The 26502-nt window shown below is 45.2% G+C and carries 26 protein-coding genes; 13 read left to right on the forward strand and 13 right to left on the reverse strand.

The features are described from left to right. Positions 1 to 3 precede the first annotated feature (3 nt). Complete coding sequence (locus AAGA51_RS16345) at positions 4 to 483, forward strand: GNAT family N-acetyltransferase (RefSeq protein WP_042481589.1); 480 nt, start codon at positions 4 to 6, stop codon at positions 481 to 483. An 88-nt stretch (positions 484 to 571) separates the two neighbouring features. Here AAGA51_RS16345 and AAGA51_RS16350 read toward each other — a convergent pair whose 3' ends face one another. Then, positions 572 to 2278: a phospho-sugar mutase gene (locus AAGA51_RS16350; protein ID WP_042481226.1), complete on the reverse strand. Its 1707-nt coding sequence runs from the start codon at positions 2276 to 2278 to the stop codon at positions 572 to 574. Between the two features lie 379 nt (positions 2279 to 2657). Between AAGA51_RS16350 and coxB the strand changes: the two genes are divergently transcribed. From coxB to AAGA51_RS16370, 4 genes are read left to right on the forward strand one after another with little or no spacing between them, the layout of a single operon-like run. After that, complete coding sequence (gene coxB, locus AAGA51_RS16355) at positions 2658 to 3812, forward strand: cytochrome c oxidase subunit II (protein ID WP_415679598.1); 1155 nt, start codon at positions 2658 to 2660, stop codon at positions 3810 to 3812. Positions 3813 to 3835: 23 nt separating this feature from the next. Further along, entirely contained in the window at positions 3836 to 5446 is a 1611-nt protein-coding gene (gene ctaD / locus AAGA51_RS16360) for a cytochrome c oxidase subunit I (RefSeq protein ID WP_255209357.1), read from the forward strand. A 24-nt stretch (positions 5447 to 5470) separates the two neighbouring features. Next, the gene (locus AAGA51_RS16365) at positions 5471 to 6082 is read left to right on the forward strand and encodes a cytochrome c oxidase assembly protein (protein ID WP_042481218.1); all 612 of its coding nucleotides are present in this window, start codon (positions 5471 to 5473) and stop codon (positions 6080 to 6082) included. Beyond that, positions 6079 to 6963, forward strand: a complete 885-nt coding sequence (locus AAGA51_RS16370) for a cytochrome c oxidase subunit 3 (RefSeq protein WP_042481213.1) — start codon at positions 6079 to 6081, stop codon at positions 6961 to 6963. The genes AAGA51_RS16365 and AAGA51_RS16370 overlap by 4 nt, the downstream gene beginning before the upstream one ends. A gap of 16 nt (positions 6964 to 6979) precedes the next feature. Here AAGA51_RS16370 and AAGA51_RS16375 read toward each other — a convergent pair whose 3' ends face one another. Beyond that, a complete protein-coding gene (locus tag AAGA51_RS16375; protein WP_042481210.1) occupies positions 6980 to 7204 on the reverse strand; it encodes a DUF2909 domain-containing protein in 225 nt (74 codons plus the stop codon). A gap of 31 nt (positions 7205 to 7235) precedes the next feature. Here AAGA51_RS16375 and AAGA51_RS16380 point away from each other — a divergent pair, with 31 nt between their 5' ends. The 4 genes from AAGA51_RS16380 to cyoE are packed head-to-tail and all read left to right on the forward strand — an operon-like array spanning position 7236 to position 10465. After that, a complete protein-coding gene (locus AAGA51_RS16380; protein WP_255209351.1) occupies positions 7236 to 7940 on the forward strand; it encodes an SURF1 family protein in 705 nt (234 codons plus the stop codon). Further along, a complete protein-coding gene (locus AAGA51_RS16385) occupies positions 7937 to 8482 on the forward strand; it encodes a hypothetical protein (protein WP_042481204.1) in 546 nt (181 codons plus the stop codon). The genes AAGA51_RS16380 and AAGA51_RS16385 overlap by 4 nt, the downstream gene beginning before the upstream one ends. Before the next feature lie 8 nt (positions 8483 to 8490). After that, entirely contained in the window at positions 8491 to 9570 is a 1080-nt protein-coding gene (locus AAGA51_RS16390) for a COX15/CtaA family protein (protein ID WP_042481201.1), read from the forward strand. Further along, a complete protein-coding gene (cyoE, locus tag AAGA51_RS16395; protein WP_042481199.1) occupies positions 9563 to 10465 on the forward strand; it encodes a heme o synthase in 903 nt (300 codons plus the stop codon). Before AAGA51_RS16390 ends, cyoE begins: the two co-directional genes overlap by 8 nt. A 17-nt stretch (positions 10466 to 10482) precedes the next feature. Here cyoE and AAGA51_RS16400 read toward each other — a convergent pair whose 3' ends face one another. Continuing rightward, positions 10483 to 11544, reverse strand: a complete 1062-nt coding sequence (locus AAGA51_RS16400; RefSeq protein ID WP_042481196.1) for an MBL fold metallo-hydrolase — start codon at positions 11542 to 11544, stop codon at positions 10483 to 10485. A gap of 201 nt (positions 11545 to 11745) precedes the next feature. On the opposite strand from AAGA51_RS16400, the gene AAGA51_RS16405 reads away from it, so the two are divergent. Both AAGA51_RS16405 and aroG read left to right on the forward strand, forming a co-directional pair. After that, positions 11746 to 12354 (forward strand): TetR/AcrR family transcriptional regulator, encoded by a 609-nt coding sequence (locus AAGA51_RS16405; protein WP_042481192.1) that lies wholly within the window; start codon positions 11746 to 11748, stop codon positions 12352 to 12354. 177 nt (positions 12355 to 12531) lie between these two features. Then, positions 12532 to 13584 carry a 3-deoxy-7-phosphoheptulonate synthase AroG gene (gene aroG / locus AAGA51_RS16410; protein WP_042481189.1) on the forward strand — a complete coding sequence of 351 codons (1053 nt, stop codon included), beginning with the start codon at positions 12532 to 12534 and terminating at the stop codon, positions 13582 to 13584. A 51-nt stretch (positions 13585 to 13635) separates the two neighbouring features. On the opposite strand, the gene AAGA51_RS16415 is transcribed toward aroG, so the two are convergent. The 5 genes from AAGA51_RS16415 to cspE form a co-directional block, all read right to left on the reverse strand. Then, on the reverse strand, positions 13636 to 14961 hold the full coding sequence (locus tag AAGA51_RS16415) for an MATE family efflux transporter (RefSeq protein WP_042481186.1): 1326 nt from the start codon (positions 14959 to 14961) through the stop codon (positions 13636 to 13638). Between the two features lie 148 nt (positions 14962 to 15109). Beyond that, positions 15110 to 16666 carry a methyl-accepting chemotaxis protein gene (locus AAGA51_RS16420; RefSeq protein ID WP_042481182.1) on the reverse strand — a complete coding sequence of 519 codons (1557 nt, stop codon included), beginning with the start codon at positions 16664 to 16666 and terminating at the stop codon, positions 15110 to 15112. 244 nt (positions 16667 to 16910) lie between these two features. Further along, on the reverse strand, positions 16911 to 17294 hold the full coding sequence (locus AAGA51_RS16425) for a GFA family protein (protein WP_042481179.1): 384 nt from the start codon (positions 17292 to 17294) through the stop codon (positions 16911 to 16913). 9 nt (positions 17295 to 17303) lie between these two features. Further along, on the reverse strand, positions 17304 to 17900 hold the full coding sequence (trmY, locus tag AAGA51_RS16430; RefSeq protein WP_042481177.1) for a tRNA (pseudouridine(54)-N(1))-methyltransferase TrmY: 597 nt from the start codon (positions 17898 to 17900) through the stop codon (positions 17304 to 17306). Between the two features lie 98 nt (positions 17901 to 17998). Then, positions 17999 to 18208 (reverse strand): transcription antiterminator/RNA stability regulator CspE, encoded by a 210-nt coding sequence (gene cspE / locus AAGA51_RS16435; protein ID WP_042481174.1) that lies wholly within the window; start codon positions 18206 to 18208, stop codon positions 17999 to 18001. Positions 18209 to 18634: 426 nt separating this feature from the next. Here cspE and AAGA51_RS16440 point away from each other — a divergent pair, with 426 nt between their 5' ends. After that, positions 18635 to 19054 carry a PaaI family thioesterase gene (locus AAGA51_RS16440; RefSeq protein ID WP_042481171.1) on the forward strand — a complete coding sequence of 140 codons (420 nt, stop codon included), beginning with the start codon at positions 18635 to 18637 and terminating at the stop codon, positions 19052 to 19054. Positions 19055 to 19151: 97 nt separating this feature from the next. Here the strand turns inward: AAGA51_RS16440 and AAGA51_RS16445 are convergent, their stop codons facing one another. From AAGA51_RS16445 to AAGA51_RS16460, 4 genes are all read right to left on the reverse strand, one after another. Next, positions 19152 to 21983, reverse strand: a complete 2832-nt coding sequence (locus AAGA51_RS16445) for an FAD-binding and (Fe-S)-binding domain-containing protein (RefSeq protein ID WP_042481168.1) — start codon at positions 21981 to 21983, stop codon at positions 19152 to 19154. 61 nt (positions 21984 to 22044) lie between these two features. Beyond that, positions 22045 to 22704: a LutC/YkgG family protein gene (locus tag AAGA51_RS16450; protein WP_042481165.1), complete on the reverse strand. Its 660-nt coding sequence runs from the start codon at positions 22702 to 22704 to the stop codon at positions 22045 to 22047. Beyond that, positions 22701 to 24164 (reverse strand): LutB/LldF family L-lactate oxidation iron-sulfur protein, encoded by a 1464-nt coding sequence (locus tag AAGA51_RS16455; RefSeq protein ID WP_042481162.1) that lies wholly within the window; start codon positions 24162 to 24164, stop codon positions 22701 to 22703. The genes AAGA51_RS16450 and AAGA51_RS16455 overlap by 4 nt, the downstream gene beginning before the upstream one ends. Beyond that, entirely contained in the window at positions 24161 to 24919 is a 759-nt protein-coding gene (locus AAGA51_RS16460; protein WP_042481158.1) for a (Fe-S)-binding protein, read from the reverse strand. The genes AAGA51_RS16455 and AAGA51_RS16460 overlap by 4 nt, the downstream gene beginning before the upstream one ends. Before the next feature lie 120 nt (positions 24920 to 25039). Here AAGA51_RS16460 and AAGA51_RS16465 point away from each other — a divergent pair, with 120 nt between their 5' ends. Further along, on the forward strand, positions 25040 to 25939 hold the full coding sequence (locus AAGA51_RS16465) for a LysR family transcriptional regulator (RefSeq protein ID WP_042481155.1): 900 nt from the start codon (positions 25040 to 25042) through the stop codon (positions 25937 to 25939). 10 nt (positions 25940 to 25949) lie between these two features. Here AAGA51_RS16465 and AAGA51_RS16470 read toward each other — a convergent pair whose 3' ends face one another. Then, the gene (locus AAGA51_RS16470; RefSeq protein ID WP_042481152.1) at positions 25950 to 26444 is read right to left on the reverse strand and encodes a hypothetical protein; all 495 of its coding nucleotides are present in this window, start codon (positions 26442 to 26444) and stop codon (positions 25950 to 25952) included. Positions 26445 to 26502: the final 58 nt, after the last annotated feature.

Consider the following 26502-nt stretch of genomic DNA (forward strand, 5'->3'; position numbering starts at 1 on the left):
TTGATGCAGGAAGGTGATTTGTCTGAAGCCGCGTTGGTTCACCAATCAGCCTTTACCAGACAACGTCGTTCGTTTGAATGGCTACAGTGTAACTTAAAGGCTTTCCCTCGATATATGATCTATGTTGCCGAGCTCGATGAGCAACCAGAGTCCAAAGTGGTGGGTTATATTATTTGGGTTCAGAAAAGCGGCTTTAGACCGGAAGCTGTATTGGAGTTAGAGCAACTGGCTGTGCTGCCTGAATGCCAGGGACAAGGAGTTGCAAAAGCGTTAATTTTGGAATCTTTGCCGTTGGTTAAGCAGCAATTGGCTGAGCAGGATTCAGTGCTCAAGCATGTGCTCGTTACCACAAGAGCAGATAATTTTGCCCAGCAGTTATACAAAAAGACATTAGGCGCTGAAGTAGAAAGCACCATTTCCAATCTGTATTCAGCAGATGAGGTGTTGATGATAGCCAGAAACGTTGGCGACACTATTCAATAATTGCGCTTCAGATACCTGATATGAAAAGAGACAAAACCGAACTCGCTTTTGTCTCTTGGTTTATCACTGTTTGATAGCTCGGTGACGTTTATCTCAAGCTGTTCTGATGCTCACTGATCAGCAGTGACATTTGTTCTTCTGCCCTTTCTTGCGCGCTCGCAAAGCTCTCGTTTTTAGCGAAACTGCCAACCACCTCGTAGTAGCATTTGAGTTTCGGTTCTGTGCCGGAAGGGCGAACAATAACGCGTGAGCCGCCTTCTAAGTGGTAGATCAGCACATCACTGCTAGGCAGGTTGATTGTCTGCGTTTTTCCATTGCTGTCTGTGCGCACAGAGTGTTTTAAATCCTCGGTAACTAAAATTTTCTTACCAGCAATTTTTTTCGGAGGATCTGCTCGAAGCAGTTCACCCACTGGCGGGTAATCAGGGTCAAGCGCAATACTACGTTGAGCATTAATGTACATACCATGCTCGCGGTAGATCTCTTCAAGTTGATCCCAAATCGTTTTGCCTTGGCTGTAGAGTTCTGCTGCTAGTTGTGCAAAAGCGACCAAAGCGGATAAACCATCTTTGTCCCAAACGGTATTACCGACCGTGTAACCAAGTGCTTCTTCGTAAGCAAACAGGAATTTGTGTTCATCACTTTGCTCTTGCATTGCAATGTTAGTCAGCCATTTAAAGCCAGTCAGTGTTTGGTAGTACTTCGCACCATGCGTTTTTGCCACTTTGCTTAACAGGCTGGAAGAGACAATGGTATTACCCACTAACTGGGATTTTGCATCGGTTTTACTAAGCAAGTAATGACCGAAAAGAGTACCCACCTGGTCACCTGTGAGCATTTGGTAACTTCCATCGGGTTTGCGTACCGCAACAGCAAAACGGTCAGCATCTGGGTCGTTAGCGCAAGCAAGTTCCGCTGAGATCGAATCAGCCAGTTCAATCACCATATCCATCGCGCCCGCTTCTTCTGGGTTAGGGAAGTTAACGGTTGGGAAAGTACCGTCTGGTTCGCGTTGCTCTTTTACACTCATCACTTTCTTAAAGCCTGCATCATGGAGAAGATCTTCCGCCATGTTTGCGCCGACACCATGCATTGCCGTGTAAGCAATAGAAATGCTGCTTGGGTCGGTATGATGAGAAAGCAGAGGATTACTGTTTATCGCTGTACGGTAAGTTTGGTAGTAATCATCACGTAACCAAACCAGCAGACCTTGGCGCTCAGCTTCGGAATGCGGCATCAAAGGAATCACGCGGGTCGCTGCAATATCAATCTCTTGTGCAATACCAGAATCGTGCGGAGGAATGATTTGCGCGCCGTTTTCCCAGTAGACTTTAAATCCGTTGTACTCTGGCGGATTATGGCTCGCTGTCACCACAACTGCCGCCGCCGCGTTGAAATGCTTCACACCAAAGGCCGCAATTGGCGTAGCCGCCACTTTATGGGTTAAGTAAACCTTTATGCCTAAAGCACTTAAAACTGCGGCTGTGTCATGCGCAAAGGATTTGGAATCTGTGCGGCCGTCATAGCCGATCACCACGCCACGCTGTTTGGCATTCTCGACGTGTTTCACTAGGTATTCACCAAGACCTAAAGCGGTTTGTTGAATCACTAAACGGTTCATTCGGTTTGGACCACAACCTACTTTTCCTCGCAGACCTGCTGTACCGAATTCGAGTCGGCATTTAAAGCGGTCTTCTAACTCTTCATATTCTTTATGGTCAATCAGATATTGCAGTTCTTCCCGAGTCTTAGGATCAGGATCTGCTGATAACCATTGTGTGACTTTTTCCATCATGATTGCCACCTTGTGTATTAATTTGAGCACGCAGCATAATTGATATTTATTCTCATTTATGAGTGCGCAATCGCTAAAACTTGTATTAAACCTTAGGTCAACAGACGCCAGTCGTTAGATTTAAATATCTTCATGAGTTTTAAAACTATTCTAGGACAGTTTTTGACAACCCACTTTTATCAAACTGTTTTGATATTTTCTTGAACAAATCTAAAACCCTAACTAGCCTTTACTTAATATTTTGAAATAACAAAAAATTAACAAATGTAACAATTGAGTCAAATTTGCTGTTTGTGTCGATTCACGTTCCATGTGTTGAAGTACAGCGAAGCAGAGGAGAGAGCTCTTGAGAAGATTTGTAACCGATCTGTGGCTGCCAATGGTTGGGCTGTTACTCAGCTTTTCCCCACAGGTTTTTTCTGCAGAACGAGCATTAAACATGACACCGGGTGTTACCGAAATTAGTGGTAAGGTGTATGAGCTACACATGCTTATTTTTTATATATGTGTCGCGATAGCTCTCGTGGTCTTTGGTGCCATGTTCTACGCCATTTTTAAGCACCGCAAATCGAAGGGAGCGGTGGCGGCTCATTTTCACGAAAGTACCAAAGTCGAAATTATTTGGACGATTATCCCAATCATTATCTTGGTCGCCATGGCGATTCCCGCAACGAAAACTTTAGTTGCGATGGAAGATACTTCTCAATCTGACCTCACTATCAAGATCACCGGTTCACAATGGAAATGGCATTACAGCTATTTTGAGCAAGACGTGGAATTTTTCAGTCTTTTGGCGACATCGCAAAAACAAATTCAGGGCGATGAGACCAAAGGCGCTCACTACCTTTTAGAAGTGGATCAGCCTTTGGTTCTGCCGACTGAACGTAAAGTGCGCTTCTTACTGACATCTGATGATGTGATCCACTCTTGGTGGGTTCCGGCTTTTGCCGTTAAGAAAGACACCATTCCGGGATATATCAATGAAGCTTGGACGCGCATTGATGAACCGGGCGTTTATCGCGGTCAATGTGCGGAGTTGTGTGGACGAGCCCATGGTTTTATGCCGATTGTGGTTCAGGCAATGGAGCCGGAGAAATACGATCAATGGCTCGCGGATAAAAAAGCCGAAATTGCAGCCGTCAGACAAGAAGCGGAAAAAGCACTGCAAAGTTCAATGTCGTTGGATGAGCTGATGGCTATGGGTGAGAAAGTTTACATGGATCGCTGTGCTGTCTGCCATCAGCCAACAGGTTTAGGTATACCGGGTGCTTTTCCCGCCATCAAAGGTAGTCCTGTGGCAACGGGAGATATAAGCGCTCATCTTGACGTGGTTGTTAATGGTCGTTCGGGAACAGCAATGCAGGCCTTCGGCAACCAGTTGAGTGATCAAGAGTTGGCTGCGGTGATCAGTTATCAACGTAACGCTTGGGACAACAACACTGGCGATGCGGTTCAAGCATCCGATATTAATGCGTTTAAGTCACTAGGCGCTGGAGCTTCTGGTCAATCGGGTAATGGAGGACAAGGACAATGATTCACAAGGAAAAATCGGCTCCAATGGCGGATGCTGATATCTCGAATCCAGATACCGGTTCCGTTGATCATGGCGAAAGTGAACATGAACATCACGTACCTAAAGGTCTAGGGAGATGGATCTATTCAACCAACCATAAAGATATAGGCACTTTGTATCTCTGGTTCAGCTTCACCATGTTTTTGATTGGTGGCGCAATGGCAATGGTGATTCGTGCTGAGTTGTTCCAACCCGGTTTACAGCTGGTTGAACCTGACTTTTTCAATCAGATGACCACTGTTCACGGCTTGATTATGGTGTTCGGTGCCGTAATGCCAGCATTTACAGGGCTTGCAAACTGGATGGTGCCTCTAATGATTGGCGCACCGGACATGGCTTTACCACGGATGAATAACCTCAGTTTTTGGATTCTGCCATTTGCCTTTTTAATTCTCCTTGCATCTCTGTTTACGGAAGGTGGTGGCCCTAACTTTGGTTGGACATTCTATGCGCCGCTATCGACAACCTATGGCCCAGACAGTACCGCATTGTTTGTCTTCTCGGTTCATATTATGGGCATCAGCTCGATTATGGGGGCGATTAACGTCATCGTGACCATAGTCAACATGCGAGCGCCGGGTATGACATGGTTTAAATTGCCGTTGTTCGTTTGGACTTGGTTAATCACCGCGTTTCTCTTAATTGCGGTGATGCCAGTGTTAGCTGGGGCGGTCACTATGGTTTTGACCGATAAGTATTTTGGTACGAGCTTCTTTGATGCGGCTGGTGGTGGCGACCCTGTGATGTTCCAGCATATTTTCTGGTTCTTCGGTCACCCTGAAGTGTACATCATGATTCTGCCATCCTTCGGCATTATCTCTGCCATCGTTCCTGCTTTTAGTGGCAAAAAATTGTTTGGCTATCATTCGATGGTTTACGCAACCAGCAGTATCGCGCTGCTTTCATTTTTGGTTTGGGCTCACCATATGTTTACCACTGGTATGCCGGTGTTTGCCGAGCTGTTTTTTATGTATTGCACCATGCTGATCGCCGTACCAACAGGGGTAAAAGTATTTAACTGGGTTGCGACCATGTGGCGAGGTTCGCTAACGTTTGAAACGCCAATGCTGTTCGCCATTGCCTTTATTGTGCTGTTTACCATAGGTGGATTCTCGGGGCTGATGCTGGCAATTGTGCCTGCGGATTTCCAGTATCACGATACCTACTTTGTGGTGGCGCACTTCCATTATGTTCTGGTTTCTGGTGCTGTGTTCTCGATTATGGCGGCGGCTTATTACTGGCTGCCGAAATGGACAGGGCATATGTACGATGAGCGCCTCAGTCTGTGGCATTTCTGGTGTTCTGTTATCTCGGTCAATGTGTTGTTTTTCCCGATGCATTTCTTGGGTTTGGCGGGAATGCCAAGACGTATTCCTGATTACGCGATTCAGTTCGCCGACGTAAACCAGATTGTTTCGATTGGTGGCTTTGCCTTTGGTTTATCACAACTGATCTTCTTGTGGGTTGTGATTAAGTGTGTGCGGGGAGGAAAACCTGCATCGGCTAAACCTTGGGAACGAGCTGAAGGATTGGAATGGACGGTTCCAAGCCCTGCGCCGCACCATACATTCTCTACACCACCCAAAGTGGAATAGTTGGGTGGATTAGGAGCGTGAAAAATGGACAACGAATCACTTAAAAGCAAGAATCGACAACTGATAATAAAACTGACCATTGGTACTGTGCTGATGTTCGGGTTTGGTTTTGCCTTGGTGCCTTTGTACGACGTGATGTGTAAAGCACTAGGCATCAATGGGAAAACCAACGAAGTGGCGGCAGTTCAACCGACAACCATGGTGGTAGACGAATCGCGCACGATTCGCGTTCAGTTTATGGCACATGTCAGTAATGGCATGCCTTGGAAATTTGAACCTAAAGTTTCGCACATGGACGTGCATCCTGGGCAGGTGATACAAACGGCTTTTTTAGCTAACAACTTTTCCAATGACGAACTTGTCGGTCAAGCGGTTCCTTCGGTATCTCCGGGGCAAGGTGCCAGTTACTTCAATAAAATCGAGTGTTTCTGTTTTAATCAGCAGCCACTGTCGGCCAAGGCAGATGCTGAGATGCCGCTGATATTTTATATCGAGCCGGATATTCCCGATTCCATTCATACCCTCACGCTCTCCTATACCTTGTACAACATAACGGAAAAAACAGAGCCTCAACTGGTCAAAACAAGCCAAAGTGCTCACGTGAACGGCGCACCAACGCAAGGAGCAAATCTATGAGTACTAAACACGATTCTTACTATGTTCCGGCTCAAAGTCGTTGGCCGATTATCGGCGCTGTAGCTCTGTTTTTGGTGGCGGTGGGGGCAGGTTTAACAGTGCAATATGTTGGCACTGGTGGTGCGGGAAGTGTCTTTGGCAAAGCCATTTTGATTATCGGTTTTATTGTACTGCTCAGCATGTTGGCGGGCTGGTTTAGTAATGTAATTGGTGAATCATTAGCAGGGTTGTATTCCAAACAAATAGCACGTTCATTTCGTCAGGGAATGAGCTGGTTTATCTTTTCGGAAGTGATGTTCTTCGGTGCATTTTTTGGTGCTCTGTTCTATGCGCGAATGGTGGCTGTCCCTTGGTTAGGTGGTGCCAGCAACAATGCCATGACCAACGAACTGTTGTGGCCGGGCTTTGAAGCGATATGGCCACTGATTACAACGCCAGCAGGGGAGACGGTACAAGCCATGCCTTGGCAGGGGATTCCACTCAAAAACACCATTATTCTGCTGATGTCTTCGATTACTTTGCACATGGCACACATCAGTTTAGAGAAAAATCACCGTATGGCACTGATTGTATGGCTGGAAATTACCATCGTTCTTGCTGGATTTTTCTTGTATTTCCAAGGGGTTGAATATGCTCACGCTTATCAGGAAATGGGACTGACTCTGCAATCTGGCGTGTATGGTAACACCTTCTTTATGCTCACGGGTTTTCACGGCTTACACGTTTGCCTCGGCACACTGTTTTTAATTGTGCTGCTTGCGCGTATCGCGAAAGACCACTTCACGCCCAAAGATCATTTCGCATTCCAGGCGGGTAGTTGGTATTGGCACTTTGTCGATGTGGTGTGGTTGTGTCTGTTTGTCTTTGTCTATGTCTTATAAGCACAGAGTTAACGCTTTAGTAAGGTGTGTGGTTGGGGTGAAGCCAGCCGCTGAGGAGAGCAAAAATGAGCAATATAACGACGAAAGCTGAAAATATAAGGCGTCGCCCAAGGTAATAGCTCATCGGGCGCTCATCGTCATCATTGGGTTCTCTAACCATCTGAATTAAGGCGCGAGCAAGGTTGAATATGATGAATAGCAGAAACAGAACCAAAATGATTTTTACAACAAGTGGCAGCATGTCTGATCCTCTAAAGAGTCGAGTGTTGTCTATGAAAGTAATCTTAGGTGCTGTTTTAACTGTGGTTGTGTTTCTGTTATTGGTCAAATTGGGTTTCTGGCAATTGTCGCGTGGCGAAGAAAAACAGGCGCTTGAGCAGGAGCTGTTGCTTCGTCAGCAGATGGAACCGATATCTTTAGGCATGGCTTTAGAAAGGTATCCAGTCTCAGATTTGACGGGTTTGCAGGTAAGAGTTTCTTTCTCGCCAGTCAGCAACATGACGTTTCTGCTCGACAACCAAACCTATCAGGGAAAAGTTGGCTATCTGGCTTACCAACTTGCAAAAGAGCGAAACGGGCACTGGATGTTGATCGAAAGGGGCTTTGTTGCAGCAACCAACGATAGACGCGTCTTGCCGGAGGTTAATTGGCTTGTTGAGCCTCAAGAGTTAGTTGGGCGTCTGTACCAAAAATCCCACAATCCACTGAGTTCGGATTTGAATATTGAAAGCGAGACGCCGCATCGTATTCAGAACCTAAACATTGAGCAGCTTTCTCAGTGGTTGGGAGAACCCATTTTGCCTGCTCTGTTTCAACCACAGGAAAAGAACTGGCCATACGCGCAGCCATGGGTTCCTTTTCCTCTCAGTGCGGAAAAGCATTTTGGCTATGCCGTGCAGTGGTTTGCCATGGCAGCCGTATTGTTAATCATTGTTTTGCTTATCTGTGTCAGAGCTTTTAAAGCAAGGAGGCCATGATGAATTCAAAGACCAAAGGGCGTTTGATGTTGCTAGCGATTGTGCTTTTCTTTGCGCTTCCTGCCGTAGTGGCAAAGACGGTCTTAACTAACCATTGGTATCAGTCAGGAGTGACCAATAAAGGTGTGTTGATTGAACCAAGAATTACTTTGAGTTCATTAGGGTTAGGAACTTTAACACAGGATAAGCTTTGGCGCGTAGGGTATGTGGTTCCCAAACAGTGCGATGAGCAGTGCCAACAGCATATCTATATGCTGATGCAAAGTCATACTGCACTGGGCAAAGAGCAGGGCAGAGTTGAACCGGTATTACTGATTGAACCTGAAAGTGACATCCAAAGCGTTGAGCACATCTCCGTTGAGAAATTGGCGATCAATCAAGCTTTTATAGCGGCTATTGAGAGCTCTGAAATTGTGATTGTTGATCCGCTTGGTCAACTGGTTATGCATTACCCCAAAACGGACCCTTCGCAACTAGTGATGCAAAGTAAAAGTGTGCTGGCGGATTTACGCAAGTTGCTCAAACTTTCTCGCGTTGGGTGAGGTGGATCATGACCAATTCCAATACAGGGTTAATTCGATTAGTTAAGTTTGCGCTGTTGTTAACGCTGACCGTAATTGCATTGGGTGCTTATACTCGTTTATCCGATGCTGGATTGGGCTGTCCTGACTGGCCGGGTTGTTACGGTCACTTCACGGTTCCGCAATCTTCCCAAGCGCTGGAAAAAGCAGAGCTGTTATACCCTCATCTCGATGTGGAGCCGCATAAAGCTTGGCCGGAAATGATTCATCGTTATTTTGCAGGCATTCTTGGGCTGGTGGTGTTTTTAATCACTTTTCTCTGTATTAAAACTCGACCTGTGGCGATAGCTCTGCCTCTGATGATTGCAGCAGTTGTGATTTTTCAGGCCTTACTCGGTATGTGGACGGTAACCATGATGCTGCTGCCGATAGTAGTGATGGGGCACTTACTGGGGGGATTCACCTTGCTCGCCAGTTTGTGGTTACTGTTGTGGCAGTTACAACGGACGTCAGCGCCTGAAAACAGAGATCTTATAAGTTCATCAGCACTGCCTTTCTCTTCGAACCTTAAGCTCGGGGCGGTACTTACTATGGCGGTGGTGGTCGGGCAGATCATGCTTGGTGGCTGGACATCGTCTAACTACGCGGCTTTGATGTGCAGCAGTCTGCCAATATGTGAAGGTAACTGGCACTCTTATCTGGATTTCAAAACAGCCTTTACTTTGATTCATCACGGACATGACAGTTATGAGTTCGGCGTTCTGGAGTACGGTCCAAGGCTGACTATCCATGTATCGCACCGGTTTGGCGCTATCTTGACCATCTTAGTCGTTTCAGCGTTAGCGTTTCGTTTATGGAAAGTCGGCCTGCTTTCTCTATCGAAAATGTTGTTAGGCGCGCTTTTGGTTCAGGTTGTTCTCGGCGTCAGCAATGTGGTTTTCAATCTGCCTTTAACGATTGCAGTTATGCACAATTTGGGCGCAGTACTGCTCATGATTGCAGTACTCAAATGCAACTATCGATTGTGGTCTTCTCAGCCTGTGAGCCAAGCAATCATTGACGCTAAAGCCAATTCTAAAGTTACAACAAGGAGTGTTTCCCATGAATAAGTCGGTCACTGTCGCATCTGGTATCGCCGTATCTCCTTCTCGTTGGAGAATCTATTGGACTCTGACCAAACCTAAAGTGGTCGCATTGATGCTGCTTACCGCTCTGGTCGGAATGTGTTTAGCCCAGCCAGACGCGCTTCCTTTGCAAGCGGTGGTATTGGGGTTGAGTGGCATTGCCTTGATGGCAGGCTCTGCGGCAGCGTTCAATCATCTGATTGACCGAAGAATCGATGCGATTATGGCGAGAACGTATCGTCGTCCGCTACCTTCTGGAGATATTCAAGCTTATAAAGTTTTTGCATTTGCTACGGCGATTGGAATCGCGGGATTTGTCGTGCTCTATGCTGGGGTAAATGCACTGACCGCTTGGCTGACATTTGCCAGTTTGTTGGGGTATGCGCTGGTTTATACCGTTTATCTTAAACGTGCAACACCGCAGAATATTGTGATTGCTGGTTTGGCCGGAGCAATGCCGCCACTATTAGGCTGGACAGCAATAACCAATGAACTGCACGGTCATGCTTGGTTATTGGTGATGATCATCTTTATTTGGACACCGCCTCACTTCTGGGCTTTGGCGATTCATCGCAAAGAAGATTATGCCAAAGCGGATATCCCTATGCTGCCGGTGACGCACGGCGTGGAATACACTAAAACGTCGATTCTGCTCTATACAGTATTACTGGCAATCGTCTGTTTGTTGCCAGTCTTGGTGGGAATGAGCGGGGTGCTTTATTTTGTTGCATCCACTATTTTGAGCATAGGGTTCATTTATTCAGCATGGGTACTGAAATATCGCTCAGATGAGCAGTCAGCCATCACCACGTTCAAATACTCTATTTATCATTTGATGATGTTGTTTATTGCGCTGCTGCTCGATCACTACTTCGTGTAAGTAGTGAAATGAGAAGTTTATGAGGCGGAGTTAAAACAGTTTTGTACTGATGGCTCTGCTTCCATTTCCACTTCAAGTTGTTCCCACCATCTTACCGATTGAAATGATTCATTTAACGACATGCGTTGACCAATAACAGGCGTGACCAAAGTAACGCCTAAAGATCTTGCGAGATTAGATGCTTTCTCAAGTGGCTCATACCAACGGTGCATAGACAAATCAAAAGTGCTGTTGTGGATTGGCATCATCATTTTGCCTTTCAGATCGATGTGCGCCTGTAAGCTTTGGCGAGGAAACATATGTACTTCAGACCAAAGTTTGTTGTAAGCGCCAGTCTCAATCATGGTTAAATCGAAAGGGCCGTATTTATTGCCAATCTCTTTAAATCCACTGAAATAGCCGGAATCGCCACTAAAGAAAATCGACTTTTTGCTGCTGCGAATAACCCAGCTTCCCCAGAGGGTCTGATTGCGATCCGTCAAGCCTCGGCCAGAGAAGTGTTGAGTGGGTGTGAAAGCAAATTCAACAGAACCTCGGTTCGCACTGTCCCACCAACTAAATTCCTGAATCTTGCTGGCAGGTACGCCCCATTTCTGCAATAAAGCGCCCACTTTTGAGGGAACGAGAAAATGGTCAACTTTGTTCGCCAAGCTTTTTACAGCGGCTTTGTCTAAGTGATCGTAATGGTCATGGCTGATTAACACCACATCAATGGTTGGCAGATCCTGAATGGAGATGGGTGGCTGGTGGAAACGTTTTGGTCCTGCCCATTGCACCGGTGAAGCGCGGTCACTGAAGACAGGGTCGGTAAGGATCCACTGACCATCGAGTTTCATCAAAATCGAAGAGTGACCAAGTCGATAGACCACATCATCGTTTTCAACTTCCAGCTGTTCGTTAGTGATACTTTGCACCGGAATCGGCTTTTTTGGCACTGTATCCTCGTGTTTCTCAGTCAGATAAGCCCAAGAGATAGCTAAGAAATCGCGAATGCTGTTTTTGTTATCCACTTCGTGGTTAGCAAATTTGCCATCAAGTGCTGCTGTATCTGAGACTTGATTGTTTTCAACTGTATTCATTGTCTTTCTCCTGTAGCCAAGTGAAAAGTTTCCTTACTTCTGAGCTCTATGATCGAATAGAGATATGAAACGTTTGTGACGTTTCTTAGAACTTTTAAAGTAAACTATACGGTGTAGTTTACGTATTTTTGATGAAAAGTAAACTGAGTAGTGTAATATTGCTGTCAGAATTATTTTTCAAGACATATGCAGAACACAGTGATGAAGAAAACTCGAAGTGAACTAAAACGTGAAGCGATATTGTTGGCAGCAAAGGAAGCTTTCCGAGAGTTCGGGGCACAAAGCACCAGTATGGATAAGATTGCGGCGTTAGCGCAGGTTTCCAAGCGCACCGTGTATAACCACTTTTCGTCAAAAGAAGTGCTGATCATGACCTTACTGGCAGACTTGTGGAGTGCAACGGCTAACCTTGTCGATTCTGATCAGCTAATGTCACTGCCAATGGAAGAGCAGTTAGAACAATTGCTTTACAGCGAAATAGAAATTCTGTCGTCAAATGAGTATATCGACCTAGCGCGAGTGGTACTCGGCTACTATCTTTATCGCCCCGATGAGTTGATTGAACAATCTGAACTGATGGCAAAAAAAGAGGGGCAGATCCTCAGTTGGCTTAAACATCAGATTTCGTTAAAAAACCTTGATATTCAGGATGTTGATCTCGCTAATGGTCAGTTGCACAGCCTAGTTAAAGGTGGTTGCTTCTGGCCGCAAGTTATGGGGGTTAAATCCAGTTTGTCAGACCAAGAAAAGCGCTATTTGGCACAGCAAACCACGTTATTCTTCATCAGTCATTACGGGTGTAAAAATTAAGTTACACCATTTCTATTTTGTAAATATTTTCTGCATATTGCATTTTATTTAAAATAATGGTTGCACATGTCTGCCTAGGTAGATTAAGTTACGGACTGAGGAAACGAGACTGCCAAAGGATTTGCTATTCACCGTTCAATAGCACCAGCAGCAAAGCAAAATAGGAAGAAGTAAGCGATGTATCAAACCGACGATGTAAATATTAAACGAATTAAAGAATTATTACCCCCAGTTGCCGTATTAGAAAAATTTCCAGCGACTGATGTTGCTTCTTCAACAACGTTTCAAGCGCGCCAAGCAATCCACAACATTTTGAATGACGAAGATGACAGACTACTCGTTATTGTTGGCCCATGTTCTATCCACGATACAGAAGCGGCGATCGAGTACGGTAAGCGTTTGAAGAAACTGCGTGATGAGTTAAGTGGTCAACTTGAAGTTGTGATGCGTGTTTATTTTGAAAAACCGCGTACAACAGTGGGTTGGAAAGGTCTGATCAACGACCCATACCTTAACGATACTTACAAGATTAATGACGGTTTACGCATGGGTCGCAAGCTATTGCTTGATTTGACAGACATGGGTATGCCGACTGCGAGTGAATTCTTAGATATGATCACTCCGCAATACGTGGCTGATTTAATTAGCTGGGGCGCTATCGGTGCTCGTACGACTGAATCACAAGTACACCGTGAACTGGCTTCTGGTATTTCATGTCCGGTTGGTTTTAAAAACGGTACTGATGGCAACATTAAAATTGCTTCTGATGCGATTCGCTCAGCTGAGTCATCACACCACTTCCTATCAGTCACTAAATTTGGTCATTCAGCGATTGTTGAAACAGCAGGTAACCCTGATTGCCACATCATTCTTCGCGGTGGTAAAGAGCCAAACTACAGCGCTGAACATGTTAGTGACATCAAGAACCAGCTGGAAGCGTCTGGTCTGCGTCAAAAAGTGATGATTGACTTCAGCCACGCAAACAGCTCTAAACAATACCAACGTCAAATGGTTGTAAGCGAAGATGTGAGTGCACAAATCGCTGGTGGCGAACACGCAATTTTCGGTGTGATGATTGAGTCACATCTTGTTGAAGGTCGCCAAGACTTAGTCGATGGTCAAGCGCCGACTTACGGCCAGTCGATTACAGATGCATGTATTGGTTGGAATGATACCGAGACTGTATTGCGTCAACTTGCTGATGCGGTAGAAAAACGTCGTAAAGGCTAATGCATAAGTGCATAGATGAAGAAAAGGCTCTCAATTGAGAGCCTTTTTTGATCAGGAAGTTTGAAGCGTATAGTTCTGTTCTATCTGTTTCAAAGTTCTTTGATATACCCACCAAGCGGTGCTGCCAGCCAATAAGTTACCGATAAAGGCACCGATAAACAGACCTTGTAATCCGCCGAACTCAGAACCTATCCATAGACAAGGCAGGAAGAAGATAAACAGCCTTAATGCTGAAATCGTTAAAGCGATGTAAGACTTACCCAAAGCGTTGGACACTGACACCATCAGCATACAAACCCCTAGCGAACCTAAGCTTAACGGTACAATCATTAAGTGCCAGTTCAAGATAGTCTCGACACTCGCTTCGCTGGTCATCAGTGATGCCAGAGGCGTGGATAGCACGATAGTAATCAGCGCAATAGCGAGTTGGGAAATCAGAATAAAGCGAATGGCAATATTCACCAGCTTCCTGATATCCGCGAGCTTTCCTGCGCCCAACATTCTGCCGATCATCGGTGGCATTGACATAGTCAACGCCAATACCGCAACGATAGCAAAAAATTCAAAACGTGAACCCAGCGCCCACGCTGCAACCGCTGTCGCGCCAAAGCTTGCTAGTAGTTTAGTTGCCAGCATAGAGGAAAGCGGTGGTAACAATTGGCTCAGCATTGCTGGCCCCATGATATGCCCGATAGATTTCACGCTAGCGACAATATCCAGATCATGCCATTCGTAGCTCATCCAGTGCTTGTTATAAACTTTTGGTAAAACAACGGCCACACCGATGCCGAATGCCAGAATGGTTGCGATTGCCGCGCCATTAATGCCGAGATCGAACACAAAGATAAACAGTGGGTCCAACACAAGGTTTAATACGCTGGTCACCATCATCATGGTGCCCGGAAGCATAGTATTTCCGTTGGCACGACAGACACTGTAAAGAAAATACAGAACTGCGCCTGTCCACGCGCTGATGGCCCACCAAATCCAATAGACATCAATAATCAAATAGATGGTTTCAGGAGCATCAAGCAATGAAAGAATAGGGTATCGAAGTGCGTAGATGAGCAGACCGAAGATAGCGACGCAACCGCTACCCATTGCCAATACTAAACCGCCTAACTGTTTAGCGTATCGTGTCTTTTCAGCCCCTAAAGCCTTGGAGATTACAGCTGTTGTAGCAATGCCTAGACCGACCTGAACGCCGATAATCACCATTTGCAATGGCATAGTGAAGCCTTGCGTAGCAAGCGGCAAAACACCAAGTTGACCGATAAATGCACTATCGACTAACTGAAAGCTCATTAGTGACAGGACGCCAAAAAGCATCGGCCAAGTCATTTGAAATAGCTGATTAGATAATGATGGAGGATTCATTAGTGAATTATGATCTTAGTTGTTTTGAGAATGTTAATGACGTTTATTATGAGCCAATGTAGCCGCTATTGGTACCTTGAAAAGCCAACTAATAGGTCAGATAAAGAAAAAGCGCCTCAAATGAGACGCTTTGAAAAGAGTTCATGTCTTATAAACGGCGGAACTGTTTAACAAGTACACCTTGTGAAGCTAGGTTAGAAACCAGTGCCTTACACTGCTCATGGGTGTCATTTGCTAGCAATAAAGTAGCGGCTGAACCGTCGCTGATAGACTGCACACTTACGTTCATGCTTTCTGTTACCCGTGCCATTTCATCTACTGCTGTCGCTATATGTTCGTTTCTTTGAGCAATATCGGCCATCTGCGCCAGCAGAGCTTTAAGTTTGTCACCAGATTCATTTGCACTGTTCACACAACTTTGTGAAAGCGAGTTACCTTGACTGATCGCTTCCACCGCTTCGCGTGTGCTGCTCTGAATGGTTTGAACAATATTTTGTATTTCACTGCTGGATTCTGAACTGCGTTGCGCCAGTTTGCGGACTTCATCAGCAACTACGGCAAAGCCGCGACCTTGCTCTCCTGCTCGTGCTGCTTCAATTGCAGCGTTTAGCGCAAGAAGATTGGTCTGATCCGAAACACTCTGAATGACTTCTATAACCTGTCCGATGGTTGCACTTTGGGCAGAGAGTTTTTCGATAACAGTGGTAGCAGAATCTAGCTGTTTGGCTAACTGAATAATCGAACCCACAGTATCTTCGACAGAATCCATGCCTTCACTCGCAGCTGTCTGGGCGCTGTTTGCGGCTGCTGATGCGGCTTGCGCGTTATTTGCAATTTCGTTGGCTGTCGAGTTCATTTCGGTAATAGCGGTAGCCACTTGTTCAGTTTCGCGCGCTTGACCATCTAGGTTGTCAGCAGTGTGGTTGCAGTTTACGGATGATGCTTTTGCCGCTTCAACCAATTGCAAATTCGAGTCCTGAATTCGACCTACTACCGCGTTTAATTCAGATTGACGCATTTTCAGCGCAAGCTGAATTTCTGAAATGTCATCCACTCGCTTGTTGTAAACAAGTTCCATTAATGGGTTATCAAACACTTTACGCGCCGTTTCCGTTACTCTTTCTAAACGACGAGTTAAGCTGTAGCTGGTCACGATACTCAGTAGCAGCATCATTGGGACACCAGCACCAGTCAAGAAATGATCTACTGCGGCTGCAATGACTGCGGCGCCAAGAAATCCTACTGTCATACGCTGCCATAAGCGCGTTCTAGGTAACTTGAGCTGCCAGGGCGTTTTGTTAGCACGGATTTGCGAGTACACCTTTTCCGCATTCTCAACATGCTCGCGATTAGGTGACAGGCGGACGGATTGGTATTCAACAGTCTTACCATTTTCAATAATTGGAGAAGCAAAAGCATCAACCCAGTAGTGATCACCAGATTTAGTTCGGTTTTTAACCAATCCCATCCAAGATTGGCCGTTTTTTAAATGTGACCACATGTCCTGAAATGCCGCTTCTGGCATGTCCGGATGGCGAACCAAGTTATGAGGTTGACCTACCATCTCTTCTAGGCTGTATCCGGCAACTTCACAAAACTCTTCGCTAGCATAAGTGATATGACTATTGGGTTGAGTAATAGAGAGTAAGTTGTAATGAGGAGGGTAAAGAACTTCTTTTTGTGTAACAGGTTGATTAATACGCATTGTGTTGAGCACCCTAAAAATAATTCAAAAATGTACACCTAGCGTTTGACGAGATTTGTAGTTAAAAGACGTCGCGTACTTATTATTGTTGTAGGGCTTATGATTATTATTTGCTCAATTTATACTCATGTCACATTAGAAATGCAATCACCAAACAGGATGTAGTTTTAAAACGGGATGTGCCTCACTAAATTTGTGCTACTGGTCTGATATCGAATGACATCAGACCGTCTGAAATACATTTTTAGTCAAGGTAGGTCCAGCTGTCAGCGCCATCAAAATGTCGAATTTTGATACTGTTTAGCAGAGCTGGCTTAAACATGCGGTAGTTAACAGCGAGCCGATCGTTGTCAGATTTGCTCGCTGATGAATAATGAGTAATGCAACCACAGTTTTTGCAATGGTAGAAGAGAATCTCTTTATCTCCCCAACTGTAGCTTTCCACGCCGCTCTCTTTTACCGTGAGAGTGACTTGCGACTGTTTGAAATATCCCCAAATGGAAGCGTAACGTGAGCAAATGGAACAGTTACATTCTGTGGCTGTTTTTGAAGGGTAGGGAATGGTTAATGTGACATTCCCGCAGTGGCAACGGCCAGTAAGCATTTCTTCACTGTCAGAGTGCGTCATGTTTTACCTTTATTCACGCATATCAAGTTCGTTGTGAATAAGCGTAATACATTGGGAAGCAAATAGCATTTTTGGACCTAAGCTGAGTTTCTCAACGCCTAACCGTTTCAGTGAATTACCGGTTTTCTTTGGCATCGGAATATGATCAGTCAGAAGGAAACAAGGGTTTGGACCAATGTCGATGGTACGAATGGATTCGCCTTTCTTATCCATCATATACATAGAATGTGTATCAGCCAGCTTAGTGATCAAGGCTTCGAAACTGATTGTCTGCACCGTTAGACCAGGTTGCACTTCGCGAATTTGTTCTTTGGTCATACCAAGAGATTTATCCAATGCTTTGACCAACAGAGCAATTAACGCCGATTCGTGGAAACCGCCAACATCGCTGATGGTGTTCGCATCAATAGTGATGGTACGCGAGTAATCTTGGGTACTTTCCAGCACGAGGTGAATAACAGCATCTTCACGGTGCGACTGAGCGGTGAAAATCGCGTTCATAATACCGTGTGCAAGAATTTCAGCGTGGGCTTTGCCACCCACTTCAGCTTGCAGTTTTTGGCTATCGGTTGGGGCTGAACGTGCTCTAAGAACAAAAGTACGCATTGGGTTCCTCTAATGTGTAGCGAAATTAGGAGACAACAAAAACACAAAAGGCCGCATATAGCGACCTTTTCACGTCAATCCGAAGATTGTAAGCAAGCTTAGATAACAGTTACGTTAGCAGCTTGTGGGCCTTTTTGGCCGTTTTCAACAGTGAAAGAAACCTTTTGGCCTTCTTTCAGAGTTTTGAAACCTTCTGCAGTGATTGCACGGAAGTGTACGAATACGTCTGCGCCGCCGTTATCTTGAGCGATGAAACCAAAACCTTTAGTTTCGTTAAACCATTTAACGGTACCAGTAGTGTTAGACATGATGTCTCCAAATCTTAAAAAATTAATCTATTTAGCCAAAAGAAGGCGCTTATTACTTAGGTGACGTTTGAACAAAATGCTTCTACATATAACTGGCTAAACGCTAGTACCGGAAGGTTTCCTTCGCACAACCTATCGAGCGTGAATCGATTGGACGCGCGCATAATAACGCAAGTACCCGTAATAAACTAGCGAATATTTCAAATTAAGTGAAAGCACGCACACTCAAACGAAAACAAAGTAAGTTTAGACCATAATTATGTAACTTTTGTGGCTCTGTAAAGTTATTGGGTCACGTTTTAGCCGATTGATTGAAGCTGATGCCAAAAATTTTTGCAGTAAACAATGATTACCGAAAACTTCGATGCACATAAATAGCATATGCTACTTATCATTTACATTGTAAAAGGTTAGGAACGTATTGATATGAAGCATTTCCATAAATCACATGTCATGTGCGCGGTGTGTGGTAAAGAAGAAAACAACTACTACTCATTGGGTGCGGAATTTAAGGTGGAAGAGGACCATACCGTTCAGAGTGATTTTGCGGTGTTACCTCGGCATCAGGGTTACTTTGGTTTATTGCATGGAGGAATAGCGAGTTCGTTGCTTGATGCAGCAATGACGCACTGTTTGCTTAGCCAGCAAATCACCGCGTTAACTGCTCAGTTAGATGTGCGCTATCACAGCCCGATAAAAGTCGGTGATCAAGTCAAGGTTGTTGGCGAGCTGTTGACGGTGAAGCGAGGTATCTATTTCTTAAAAGCGTATTTGAAAGTGGGGCAAGATACACGTGTGTCTGCAAATGGAAAATTTATTGCTTCAAAGCTCGCGGAGCATCATTGAAAGAGAAGCTAACCAAATAAATGGTTAGCTTCTAAATAATTAGCCTCTAATAAAGAGTTAGCTTCGTTTCTATTCGTTAGGATCTACACATTCGTTTCTATAAAATGGGCCTAGAGACCTCATCAACCAGATATAGAATCGACTGATAGGTGATTCCGCTGTGATGTGATAAACCAATTTCACAGGTTCGGCTATTGCTGAATCCTCTTGTGCAATCTTCAGGAACTTGCTCTTTGAGTGGATGAACCGCGGCTGCATTGAGTTCTGGGGTGGTAAAACCTTTGTCACCCGCCCAACCACAGCATTCAATATGCTCCGGTATTACAACATTGCTTACACAGGCTTTGGCGAGGTTCGCCATCTCATTAGTAAGCCCCATTCGTCGCGAACTACAGGTTACATGCAGCATCACGGTTTCTTGCTTAGGCGTGATACTGAGATGTTCCAGCAAGTATTGGCTTACAAACCCAGAGGGCTCGTAAATTTTTAGCGGCTTTGTGAACCGCTCAATACTGCGTTTAGCACATGGACTGGTATCCATTAACACTGGGTAACGACCAAACTGACTGGCTTTCCATAGTACTTCTTCCAGTTGATGAGCTTTATCATTGGCAATATCGCTCATACCTTTACTGTCGTAAGGCATCCCGCAGCACTGTTGATTAATATCGTCAGGGAGAATTACCTCGTACCCGGCTTTATTGAGAATGGAAAGAGTGACTTCTGTTAATGGACGCTGATCTTTAGCATCGGTTTGTTGCCCCATGCTACGGCTGGCACATGATGGAAGATAAACCACTTTCTTGTCACGTTGCGGAAGGTCACTGGCCGCTTTCTCAAGCGGATATCGGTTTGCTTGCGGCATTTCTGCAAGCCAAACAGGCGTTTTCCCATGAGTCAGTTTTCGGGTACCTTCGACAATACGCTTGACCGATGTTTCACCAAGGATTCCAGAAGCGAGCTTATTCATTTTTAAAGCAGAGCGTGTTATCGCTGTTGTGGCGGAAAAATGATCTGCTGTCCAACGTGCTATTGGTGTGAACTTTTCGTATTTTGCACTGCGCAGTTTCTTCACAAGATCGCCAGTATTGATTCCAACGGGACATCGGTCGGCGCACAGTCCGGTCGCCGCACAAGTATCTAGACCTTGGTATTCGAACACTTTATTTAATTCTTCAGCTGATGCCTGTTCTCCGTTTTTGCGTCGACGTTGAAGCTCACGATAGAGAACGATACGTTGACGTGGTGACAACGTCAGCGTTCGAGATGGGCAAACAGGTTCGCAGAATCCACATTCAATACAGCGATCTACAAGTTCATCTGCCGCTGGCATCAGTTTCAGGTTATCTAAGTGCGCTTTAGGGTTGCTGTTGATGATTACCCCAGGATTCAACAAGCCGTTTGGATCAAATAAGGCTTTGATTTTCTGCATCAATGCATAGCCTTCTTTACCCCACTCGAGTTCAACATACGGAGCCATGTTTCGCCCCGTACCGTGTTCCGCTTTTAATGAACCTTGATATTTCACCGCAACCAAATCTGCTACGTCATCCATAAAGGCTCCGTATCGCTCGATTTCCTGTTGTTGTTCAAATCCCTGAGTAAAGACAAAATGCAGGTTGCCTTCCAGCGCATGGCCGAAAATGATCGCTTCTTGATAGTGGTATTTATCAAATAGCTTTTGTAGGTCACGAATACCGTTGGCAAGATTTTCAATCGGGAAGGCGACGTCTTCGATAATAACGGTAGTTCCCACTTCTCTTACCGCTCCGACCGCAGGGAACATGCCTTTGCGAATGCCCCAAAGGGTTGAAACAGTATTAGCGTCTGAAGTGAAAGGAACCGATTCGATGATATTGAAGTTTTTCAGTGACTCCATCACTTCACCGCATTGGTGCTGTAATGCTTTATGGTGACTTGCGTGAGATTCAATAAGCAAAGCCGCTGCTTCTAAATCGAGAGATTTGATGAAATCAGGCATACCTGCTTTGTCAGCGACAGAACGTATGGCTCTGCCATCCATCATTTCAACCGCAGCAACGGGTGATTGTTTTAAGGTGGTTACGGCTTGGCTTGCTTGCTCGATATTTTCAAATACCAGCAATGCTGAGGCTTTATAGCTGTGTTCGACCACTGTGTTATAGGTAATTTCGGCGATAAAGCCGAGTGTCCCTTCAGATCCAATAAACAGGTGTTTCAGGATATCAATCGAGTCTTCGTAATCGACCAGCGCGTTGAGGGCGTAGCCGGTTGTGTTTTTTAAGCGATATTTGTGCTTGATTCGAGCGCTCAGTTCTTCGTTCGCCAGCGTCTCCTTTCTTAACGTTTCTAGTCCAGAAACAAGATCGCTTCTTTGTTGTTTAAAGGCTTCTACACTGTTTGAATCACTGGTGTCCAACACAAGACCATCAGCAAACACCACCTTCATATTATCGACAGTTTGATAAGAATTTTGCGCGGTGCCGCAGCACATGCCGCTAGCATTATTCGCAGCAATACCGCCAATTTTGCAGGTGTTTATAGACGCTGGATCTGGGCCTATTTTGCGTTGGAAAGGCGCGAGATATTTGTTGGCATCGGCGCCAATCACTCCCGGTTGCAAACGGATTTTATCGCCTTGCTCTAAGATCTGATGTTTACGCCAGTCATCGGTTAAGGTAATCAGTACTGAGTCTGACACGGCTTGGCCGGACAAGCTCGTACCTGCGGCTCGGAAGGTGAAAGGTAAAGCCAACTTCTCACAGCTCTTAATGGTGAACACCACCTCTTCAAGGCTATTAAGACGCAGCACTACCTGTGGAATAAGCCGATAAAAGCTGGCGTCTGTACCGTAAGCGAGTCTTTGGGATTCCTGAGTGATAATGCGTTCTTCGTCAATTTCAGTTTTCAGAACATCTATAAGTTGTTGATAGCGAGTCTTGATTTCCATTTTAGTTATCTCGTTGCCATTTACGCGATGACTTACCGTTCATCTATTATTTATCTTTCGTCTATTTATCATTAACAATGAGGACGATAAGTTCGCTTGGTCCATGTGCGCCATAAGCTAAGGTTTGTTGGATGTCAGCCGTTTTGGAAGGCCCCGATATCAAAAGTGCGTTGGTCGGCATGTTTGCTGACCAGTTTTGTTCAGTCATCACTTCGAGAAAGTGATTGTGTAACGTAGATGCGCGCATCACAGCAATATGGCAGGGCGGTACCAGTGATAATGTTCTTGGTTCATACACACTTGGCCATAAGACCAGAGCGCCAGTGTCAGCAATGCCTGCTAATACATGTGTGACCCCCACATCTACTTCATGGAACAGCGCACTTTTCCAATTTTCGATGTCATTCTGATATTCAATAATATCTAACGCTTTTAAGCCTTGTCTGAAGTCGTTAATCCATTCCCCTTCAGTGCCAATGGCGGCTCGGTGCCACCCTTTTTCTGAGCAGAGTGTTTCTAGAGTCGTACCAATTTCTGAACTCTCTAGTTGAATAACCTGAGCATGGCTTGCGGTGAACGCTTGGCAAAATCGCGCCATTTTTTCCTGCTCAGTTTTACTCTTATCGAAACCCCAGGGTTCGAAAGCAAATTCTGTGCTTTGGACTGGTATAGCGTTGGCGTTTCTGAGTCTTTTTAAGATGTTATCGCGTGCCGTACTCATGATTTGTCCTCACTACTTTTGTTACCTGAGTGGTCGTCTGCCAAGGTTTGCTTTTCTTTGAGCAACTGATGCAAGGTTTTACTCGCAGGTTTTGGTGCGGTTCGACATTGTGTCCACGCGCCAAGCTTGTTTGGGATAAGCGCTTGCATCTTGGTGGTAAGCCTTGTTGCAGAGTGGTAAAAAGTAGGATGCGTTGCTGCAAAGGCAAAGCTTGTCATCGCCATACTTTCTAGATTGCTGTGCGCGGCTTTCTGTCCTTCCATGATAGTGCTACCTAATTTCGCATCATGCTTTGCTTCTCTGCGCAGGCGTTGTAACAGTTCAGGAATTGGAATTCGTACTGGGCAAACTTCACCGCACGCGCCGCATAAGCTTGATGCGGTAACCAAATCTTTTGTCGCGTCTAAACCCAATAGATGAGGTGAAATGATTTTGCCAATCGGACCCGGATAAACGGTTCCATAAGCGTGCCCGCCAATTTTGGTGTAAACCGGACAGTGGTTCATACAAGCACCGCAGCGGATGCATTGTAGTGTTTTACGCATTTCCTCGTCTTGATAAGCCTGACTGCGACCATTATCAAGTAAGACCAAATGCACTTCTCTCGGACCGTCTTTCTCGCCTTTTTTGCGCGGAGAAGTGATCATATTGAAATAGGTGGTGATAGCCTGACCTGTTGCTGAGCGAGTTAAAGCACTGTAAAGCGGTGGAACATCGGCAAGGTATTCAACCACCTTTTCTATGCCTGTGATGGCAATATGAACCTTAGGAATCGTGGTCGACATCCGGCCATTTCCTTCGTTTTCAACCAAGCAAAGCGTGCCAGTTTCAGCAACGGCGAAATTAACCCCTGAGAGACCAATATCAGCATCGTGAAATTTCTGGCGAAGACGGGTGCGCCCCGTTTGAATCAGTTCATCAACATCGAGAGTTGGGGTAAAGCCATCAAGATTTTTCTCGAAGGTATCACTCACTTCCTGCTTATTTTTATGAATCGCCGGCATGATGATATGCGAAGGTTTATCTCCATCAAGCTGGACAATGTATTCCCCCATATCACTTTCTAAACATTCAATACCGAGTTTTGCCATTTCATGGTTCATCTCGATCTCTTCGCTGACCATCGACTTACCTTTGATGATCATTCTCGCCTGATGGCGCTGCGCAATTTCGGCAATAATGCCATTGGCTTGTTCTGGGTTTTCTGCCCAATGGACATAAATACCGTTTTCGGAACATTTCTGTTCAAGTTGTTCCAGTAATGTTGGCAACTTACTCAGGCAGCGTTGTCGGATAGATTCCGCCAAATCACGAATCGCTTTCTCTTCTTTTACATCTGAGAATGCCGTTTTACGTTTATCTCTCAGGTAGTCCATAGCACCACGAAAATTAGCGCGTAGTTGAGGATCTTCTAACGCGGTTTTTGCCTGAAGATGAAACTGTTGAGGAGTCTGACTCATGATTGGGCTCCTTTAGTGCGCTCTAATAAGAAACTTGCTAAGTGGCGGCCTTGTAGTGCTTTGCCTTGGTATTGCAAAGCGCCATTGATATTGAGCAGACATCCCCAATCGGCACTGACTAACGTATCTGCATTGGTTTGAGTAATGTGATGGGTTTTATCTTCAACCATGGCTTGAGAAATATTGGGGTGACGGACTGAAAAGGTGCCGCCGAATCCACAGCATTCACTCTCATAGTCCTGCATGCGAAGCTCTACACTTTCAAGCTGATTCAGCAATTCTGTGGCCGTAACATGGACATTCATTTCCCTTCGAGCAGCACAGGAAGTATGCATGACCACGGAAGTGGGTTCGCCAGTATCCGTCAGCTTGACACGGCAGACATTGACTAAGAATTCAGTTAGTTCGAACACTCTGTCGCAGAATTCATTAACCTGATCTTGCTGCGAATCCTCTTTGAATAAGCGTCGGTAATGATGATGCATCATGCCTCCACACGAACCCGATAACACAATCACTGGATAAGGTTCAGGAAACAGCGCGATTTGGCTTAATGCCACGTTCTTGGCTTGGTCGTCATAACCCGAGGTGTAAGCGGGCTGTCCGCAGCAGGTTTGTTTTTCAACGAAGATAACTTCAAGCCCTTGCTGTTCAAGAAGGGTTATCGCATCTAGCCCTGCTTGAGGGTCAAACAGATCCACCAGACACGTGGCGTAGAAATACACTTTTTGTGGTTTTGCAGGGTAGATACGCATTGCTTCTCCTAACGGGAGTTATTGTAATTATCGTGTTAATTAAATGTGAATCTAGCGCTTTCCTTTTTCTTAATATAGGGAAATAATGAAAATCATTATTTCCAAAAGTGACATAATTTGATGCGTGCAGACGATTTAATCTTGTTTTCCCAAGTGGTTGAATTTGGCAGTTTTAGTAAAGTGGCTGAACAAAATAACCTGACAAATTCAGTAGTTAGCAAAAGAATTGCGCGTTTGGAAGAAGAGCTGAGTGTGCAGTTATTATATCGAACAACGCGTAAATTAACTTTGACTGAAGCGGGTAAGGCTTTGATGTCGAGTGCTAAAAATGTGAAGCAAGCCACTCAGGAAGCGATGGATGCCGTTGCAGGATTTGGCGAGAACATCAGTGGACACATTAAGATGTCCGTACCTTCTATTTCCGGCGATCTGATTCTGGCCGATGCTGTGGCGGAATTCTGCAATATGCATCCGGGATTAACAGTGGATATGTCACTCGACAATCGCTTTGTTGATTTGGTGGAAGGGGGCTATGACTTGGTTATCCGTACCGGTTATCTGGATGATTCCAGTCTGATTGCGCGTCATATATTGGATTCGCAATGGGTAGTGTGTGCTTCCCCTTCGTACATTGCTCGCAACGGTAAACCACTTAAACCAGAAGATTTGGTCAACCATAATTGCCTGCAATACGCGTATCAAACCACTGGGGCGAGTGACTGGGAGTTTAAGGGCAGCAAAGGCAACTATATCGTTAAAGTCTCTGGCACTTTTTCAACAGATAATGCGACCGCACTGCGCAAAGCTGCGCTTGGAGGGCACGGTATTGCTTATGTGCCGAGATGCTTGGTTTATCATGATTTTAGAAACGGCGAATTGGTGGATATTTTCCCAGAGCAGGTGGGTAAGAAGCTTGGCATTTACGCGGTCTACCCGTTTACACGTCAGCCACCGAACAAAGTCCGTTTGCTGATAGAACATATCCGTACTCGTTACTTAGCTATCTCTCATTACTTCTAATCAACTCAGTTTAGTTAAGTGTCGGTGTTTCTAAACAAAGGCCGTAAGAGAGTTTTAGCTGAGTAAAGTACTGGTGAGCTTTTTCAATATCCTGATATTCCAACTGCCAGTTTGCGTCTCTTTGTGCGAGACAAAAAGCACTTAAATGCATCAATAAGTTGGTACTGTATTTATCGAGAACAGATGCGACTGCCGAAATCAGCTCGCTTCTTTCAATCGACATAAACTGAAGCATTCCATAAGCCTGATTGAGTGCGTCAAAAGCCCGTTTCTGCTGTCCCATATTATTTAGGATCTCAGCCTGATGGATAGCTGCATCGTGTAATCCTGAAATCAGACAAACAAGCTGGCACGGCTTGGCAGCAGGATCTCGTGCTGTGTTCTCAAGATGATTGGGAAGGTTATGCAGGACATCTTCAAGCAAATAGTGGGCTTGAGGCCAATGACCAGCTTTTAAAAGTTCTTCTGCTTTTGTGTAGTGTGCCCAGCACTGTTTTAAGTTCATCACTTGTTCTCGTTCGCTCGTTTGTACTTATTTAAATGCAATAAAATCTCAAATGCAA

Origin of the sequence: Vibrio diazotrophicus, from assembly GCF_038452265.1 — a bacterium.
GTDB lineage: Bacteria > Pseudomonadota > Gammaproteobacteria > Enterobacterales > Vibrionaceae > Vibrio > Vibrio diazotrophicus.

What these genes read in the sequence shown, in the direction of transcription:
- AAGA51_RS16345 (WP_042481589.1), top strand. Translation starts at nt 4, where the DNA reads ATGCAGGAAGGTGATTTGTCTGAAGCCGCGTTGGTTCACCAATCAGCC.
- AAGA51_RS16350 (WP_042481226.1), bottom strand. Translation starts at nt 2,278, where the DNA reads ATGATGGAAAAAGTCACACAATGGTTATCAGCAGATCCTGATCCTAAG.
- coxB (WP_415679598.1), top strand. Translation starts at nt 2,658, where the DNA reads ATGGTTGGGCTGTTACTCAGCTTTTCCCCACAGGTTTTTTCTGCAGAA.
- ctaD (WP_255209357.1), top strand. Translation starts at nt 3,836, where the DNA reads ATGGCGGATGCTGATATCTCGAATCCAGATACCGGTTCCGTTGATCAT.
- AAGA51_RS16365 (WP_042481218.1), top strand. Translation starts at nt 5,471, where the DNA reads ATGGACAACGAATCACTTAAAAGCAAGAATCGACAACTGATAATAAAA.
- AAGA51_RS16370 (WP_042481213.1), top strand. Translation starts at nt 6,079, where the DNA reads ATGAGTACTAAACACGATTCTTACTATGTTCCGGCTCAAAGTCGTTGG.
- AAGA51_RS16375 (WP_042481210.1), bottom strand. Translation starts at nt 7,204, where the DNA reads ATGCTGCCACTTGTTGTAAAAATCATTTTGGTTCTGTTTCTGCTATTC.
- AAGA51_RS16380 (WP_255209351.1), top strand. Translation starts at nt 7,236, where the DNA reads ATGAAAGTAATCTTAGGTGCTGTTTTAACTGTGGTTGTGTTTCTGTTA.
- AAGA51_RS16385 (WP_042481204.1), top strand. Translation starts at nt 7,937, where the DNA reads ATGATGAATTCAAAGACCAAAGGGCGTTTGATGTTGCTAGCGATTGTG.
- AAGA51_RS16390 (WP_042481201.1), top strand. Translation starts at nt 8,491, where the DNA reads ATGACCAATTCCAATACAGGGTTAATTCGATTAGTTAAGTTTGCGCTG.
- cyoE (WP_042481199.1), top strand. Translation starts at nt 9,563, where the DNA reads ATGAATAAGTCGGTCACTGTCGCATCTGGTATCGCCGTATCTCCTTCT.
- AAGA51_RS16400 (WP_042481196.1), bottom strand. Translation starts at nt 11,544, where the DNA reads ATGAATACAGTTGAAAACAATCAAGTCTCAGATACAGCAGCACTTGAT.
- AAGA51_RS16405 (WP_042481192.1), top strand. Translation starts at nt 11,746, where the DNA reads ATGAAGAAAACTCGAAGTGAACTAAAACGTGAAGCGATATTGTTGGCA.
- aroG (WP_042481189.1), top strand. Translation starts at nt 12,532, where the DNA reads ATGTATCAAACCGACGATGTAAATATTAAACGAATTAAAGAATTATTA.
- AAGA51_RS16415 (WP_042481186.1), bottom strand. Translation starts at nt 14,961, where the DNA reads ATGAATCCTCCATCATTATCTAATCAGCTATTTCAAATGACTTGGCCG.
- AAGA51_RS16420 (WP_042481182.1), bottom strand. Translation starts at nt 16,666, where the DNA reads ATGCGTATTAATCAACCTGTTACACAAAAAGAAGTTCTTTACCCTCCT.
- AAGA51_RS16425 (WP_042481179.1), bottom strand. Translation starts at nt 17,294, where the DNA reads ATGACGCACTCTGACAGTGAAGAAATGCTTACTGGCCGTTGCCACTGC.
- trmY (WP_042481177.1), bottom strand. Translation starts at nt 17,900, where the DNA reads ATGCGTACTTTTGTTCTTAGAGCACGTTCAGCCCCAACCGATAGCCAA.
- cspE (WP_042481174.1), bottom strand. Translation starts at nt 18,208, where the DNA reads ATGTCTAACACTACTGGTACCGTTAAATGGTTTAACGAAACTAAAGGT.
- AAGA51_RS16440 (WP_042481171.1), top strand. Translation starts at nt 18,635, where the DNA reads ATGAAGCATTTCCATAAATCACATGTCATGTGCGCGGTGTGTGGTAAA.
- AAGA51_RS16445 (WP_042481168.1), bottom strand. Translation starts at nt 21,983, where the DNA reads ATGGAAATCAAGACTCGCTATCAACAACTTATAGATGTTCTGAAAACT.
- AAGA51_RS16450 (WP_042481165.1), bottom strand. Translation starts at nt 22,704, where the DNA reads ATGAGTACGGCACGCGATAACATCTTAAAAAGACTCAGAAACGCCAAC.
- AAGA51_RS16455 (WP_042481162.1), bottom strand. Translation starts at nt 24,164, where the DNA reads ATGAGTCAGACTCCTCAACAGTTTCATCTTCAGGCAAAAACCGCGTTA.
- AAGA51_RS16460 (WP_042481158.1), bottom strand. Translation starts at nt 24,919, where the DNA reads ATGCGTATCTACCCTGCAAAACCACAAAAAGTGTATTTCTACGCCACG.
- AAGA51_RS16465 (WP_042481155.1), top strand. Translation starts at nt 25,040, where the DNA reads ATGCGTGCAGACGATTTAATCTTGTTTTCCCAAGTGGTTGAATTTGGC.
- AAGA51_RS16470 (WP_042481152.1), bottom strand. Translation starts at nt 26,444, where the DNA reads ATGAACTTAAAACAGTGCTGGGCACACTACACAAAAGCAGAAGAACTT.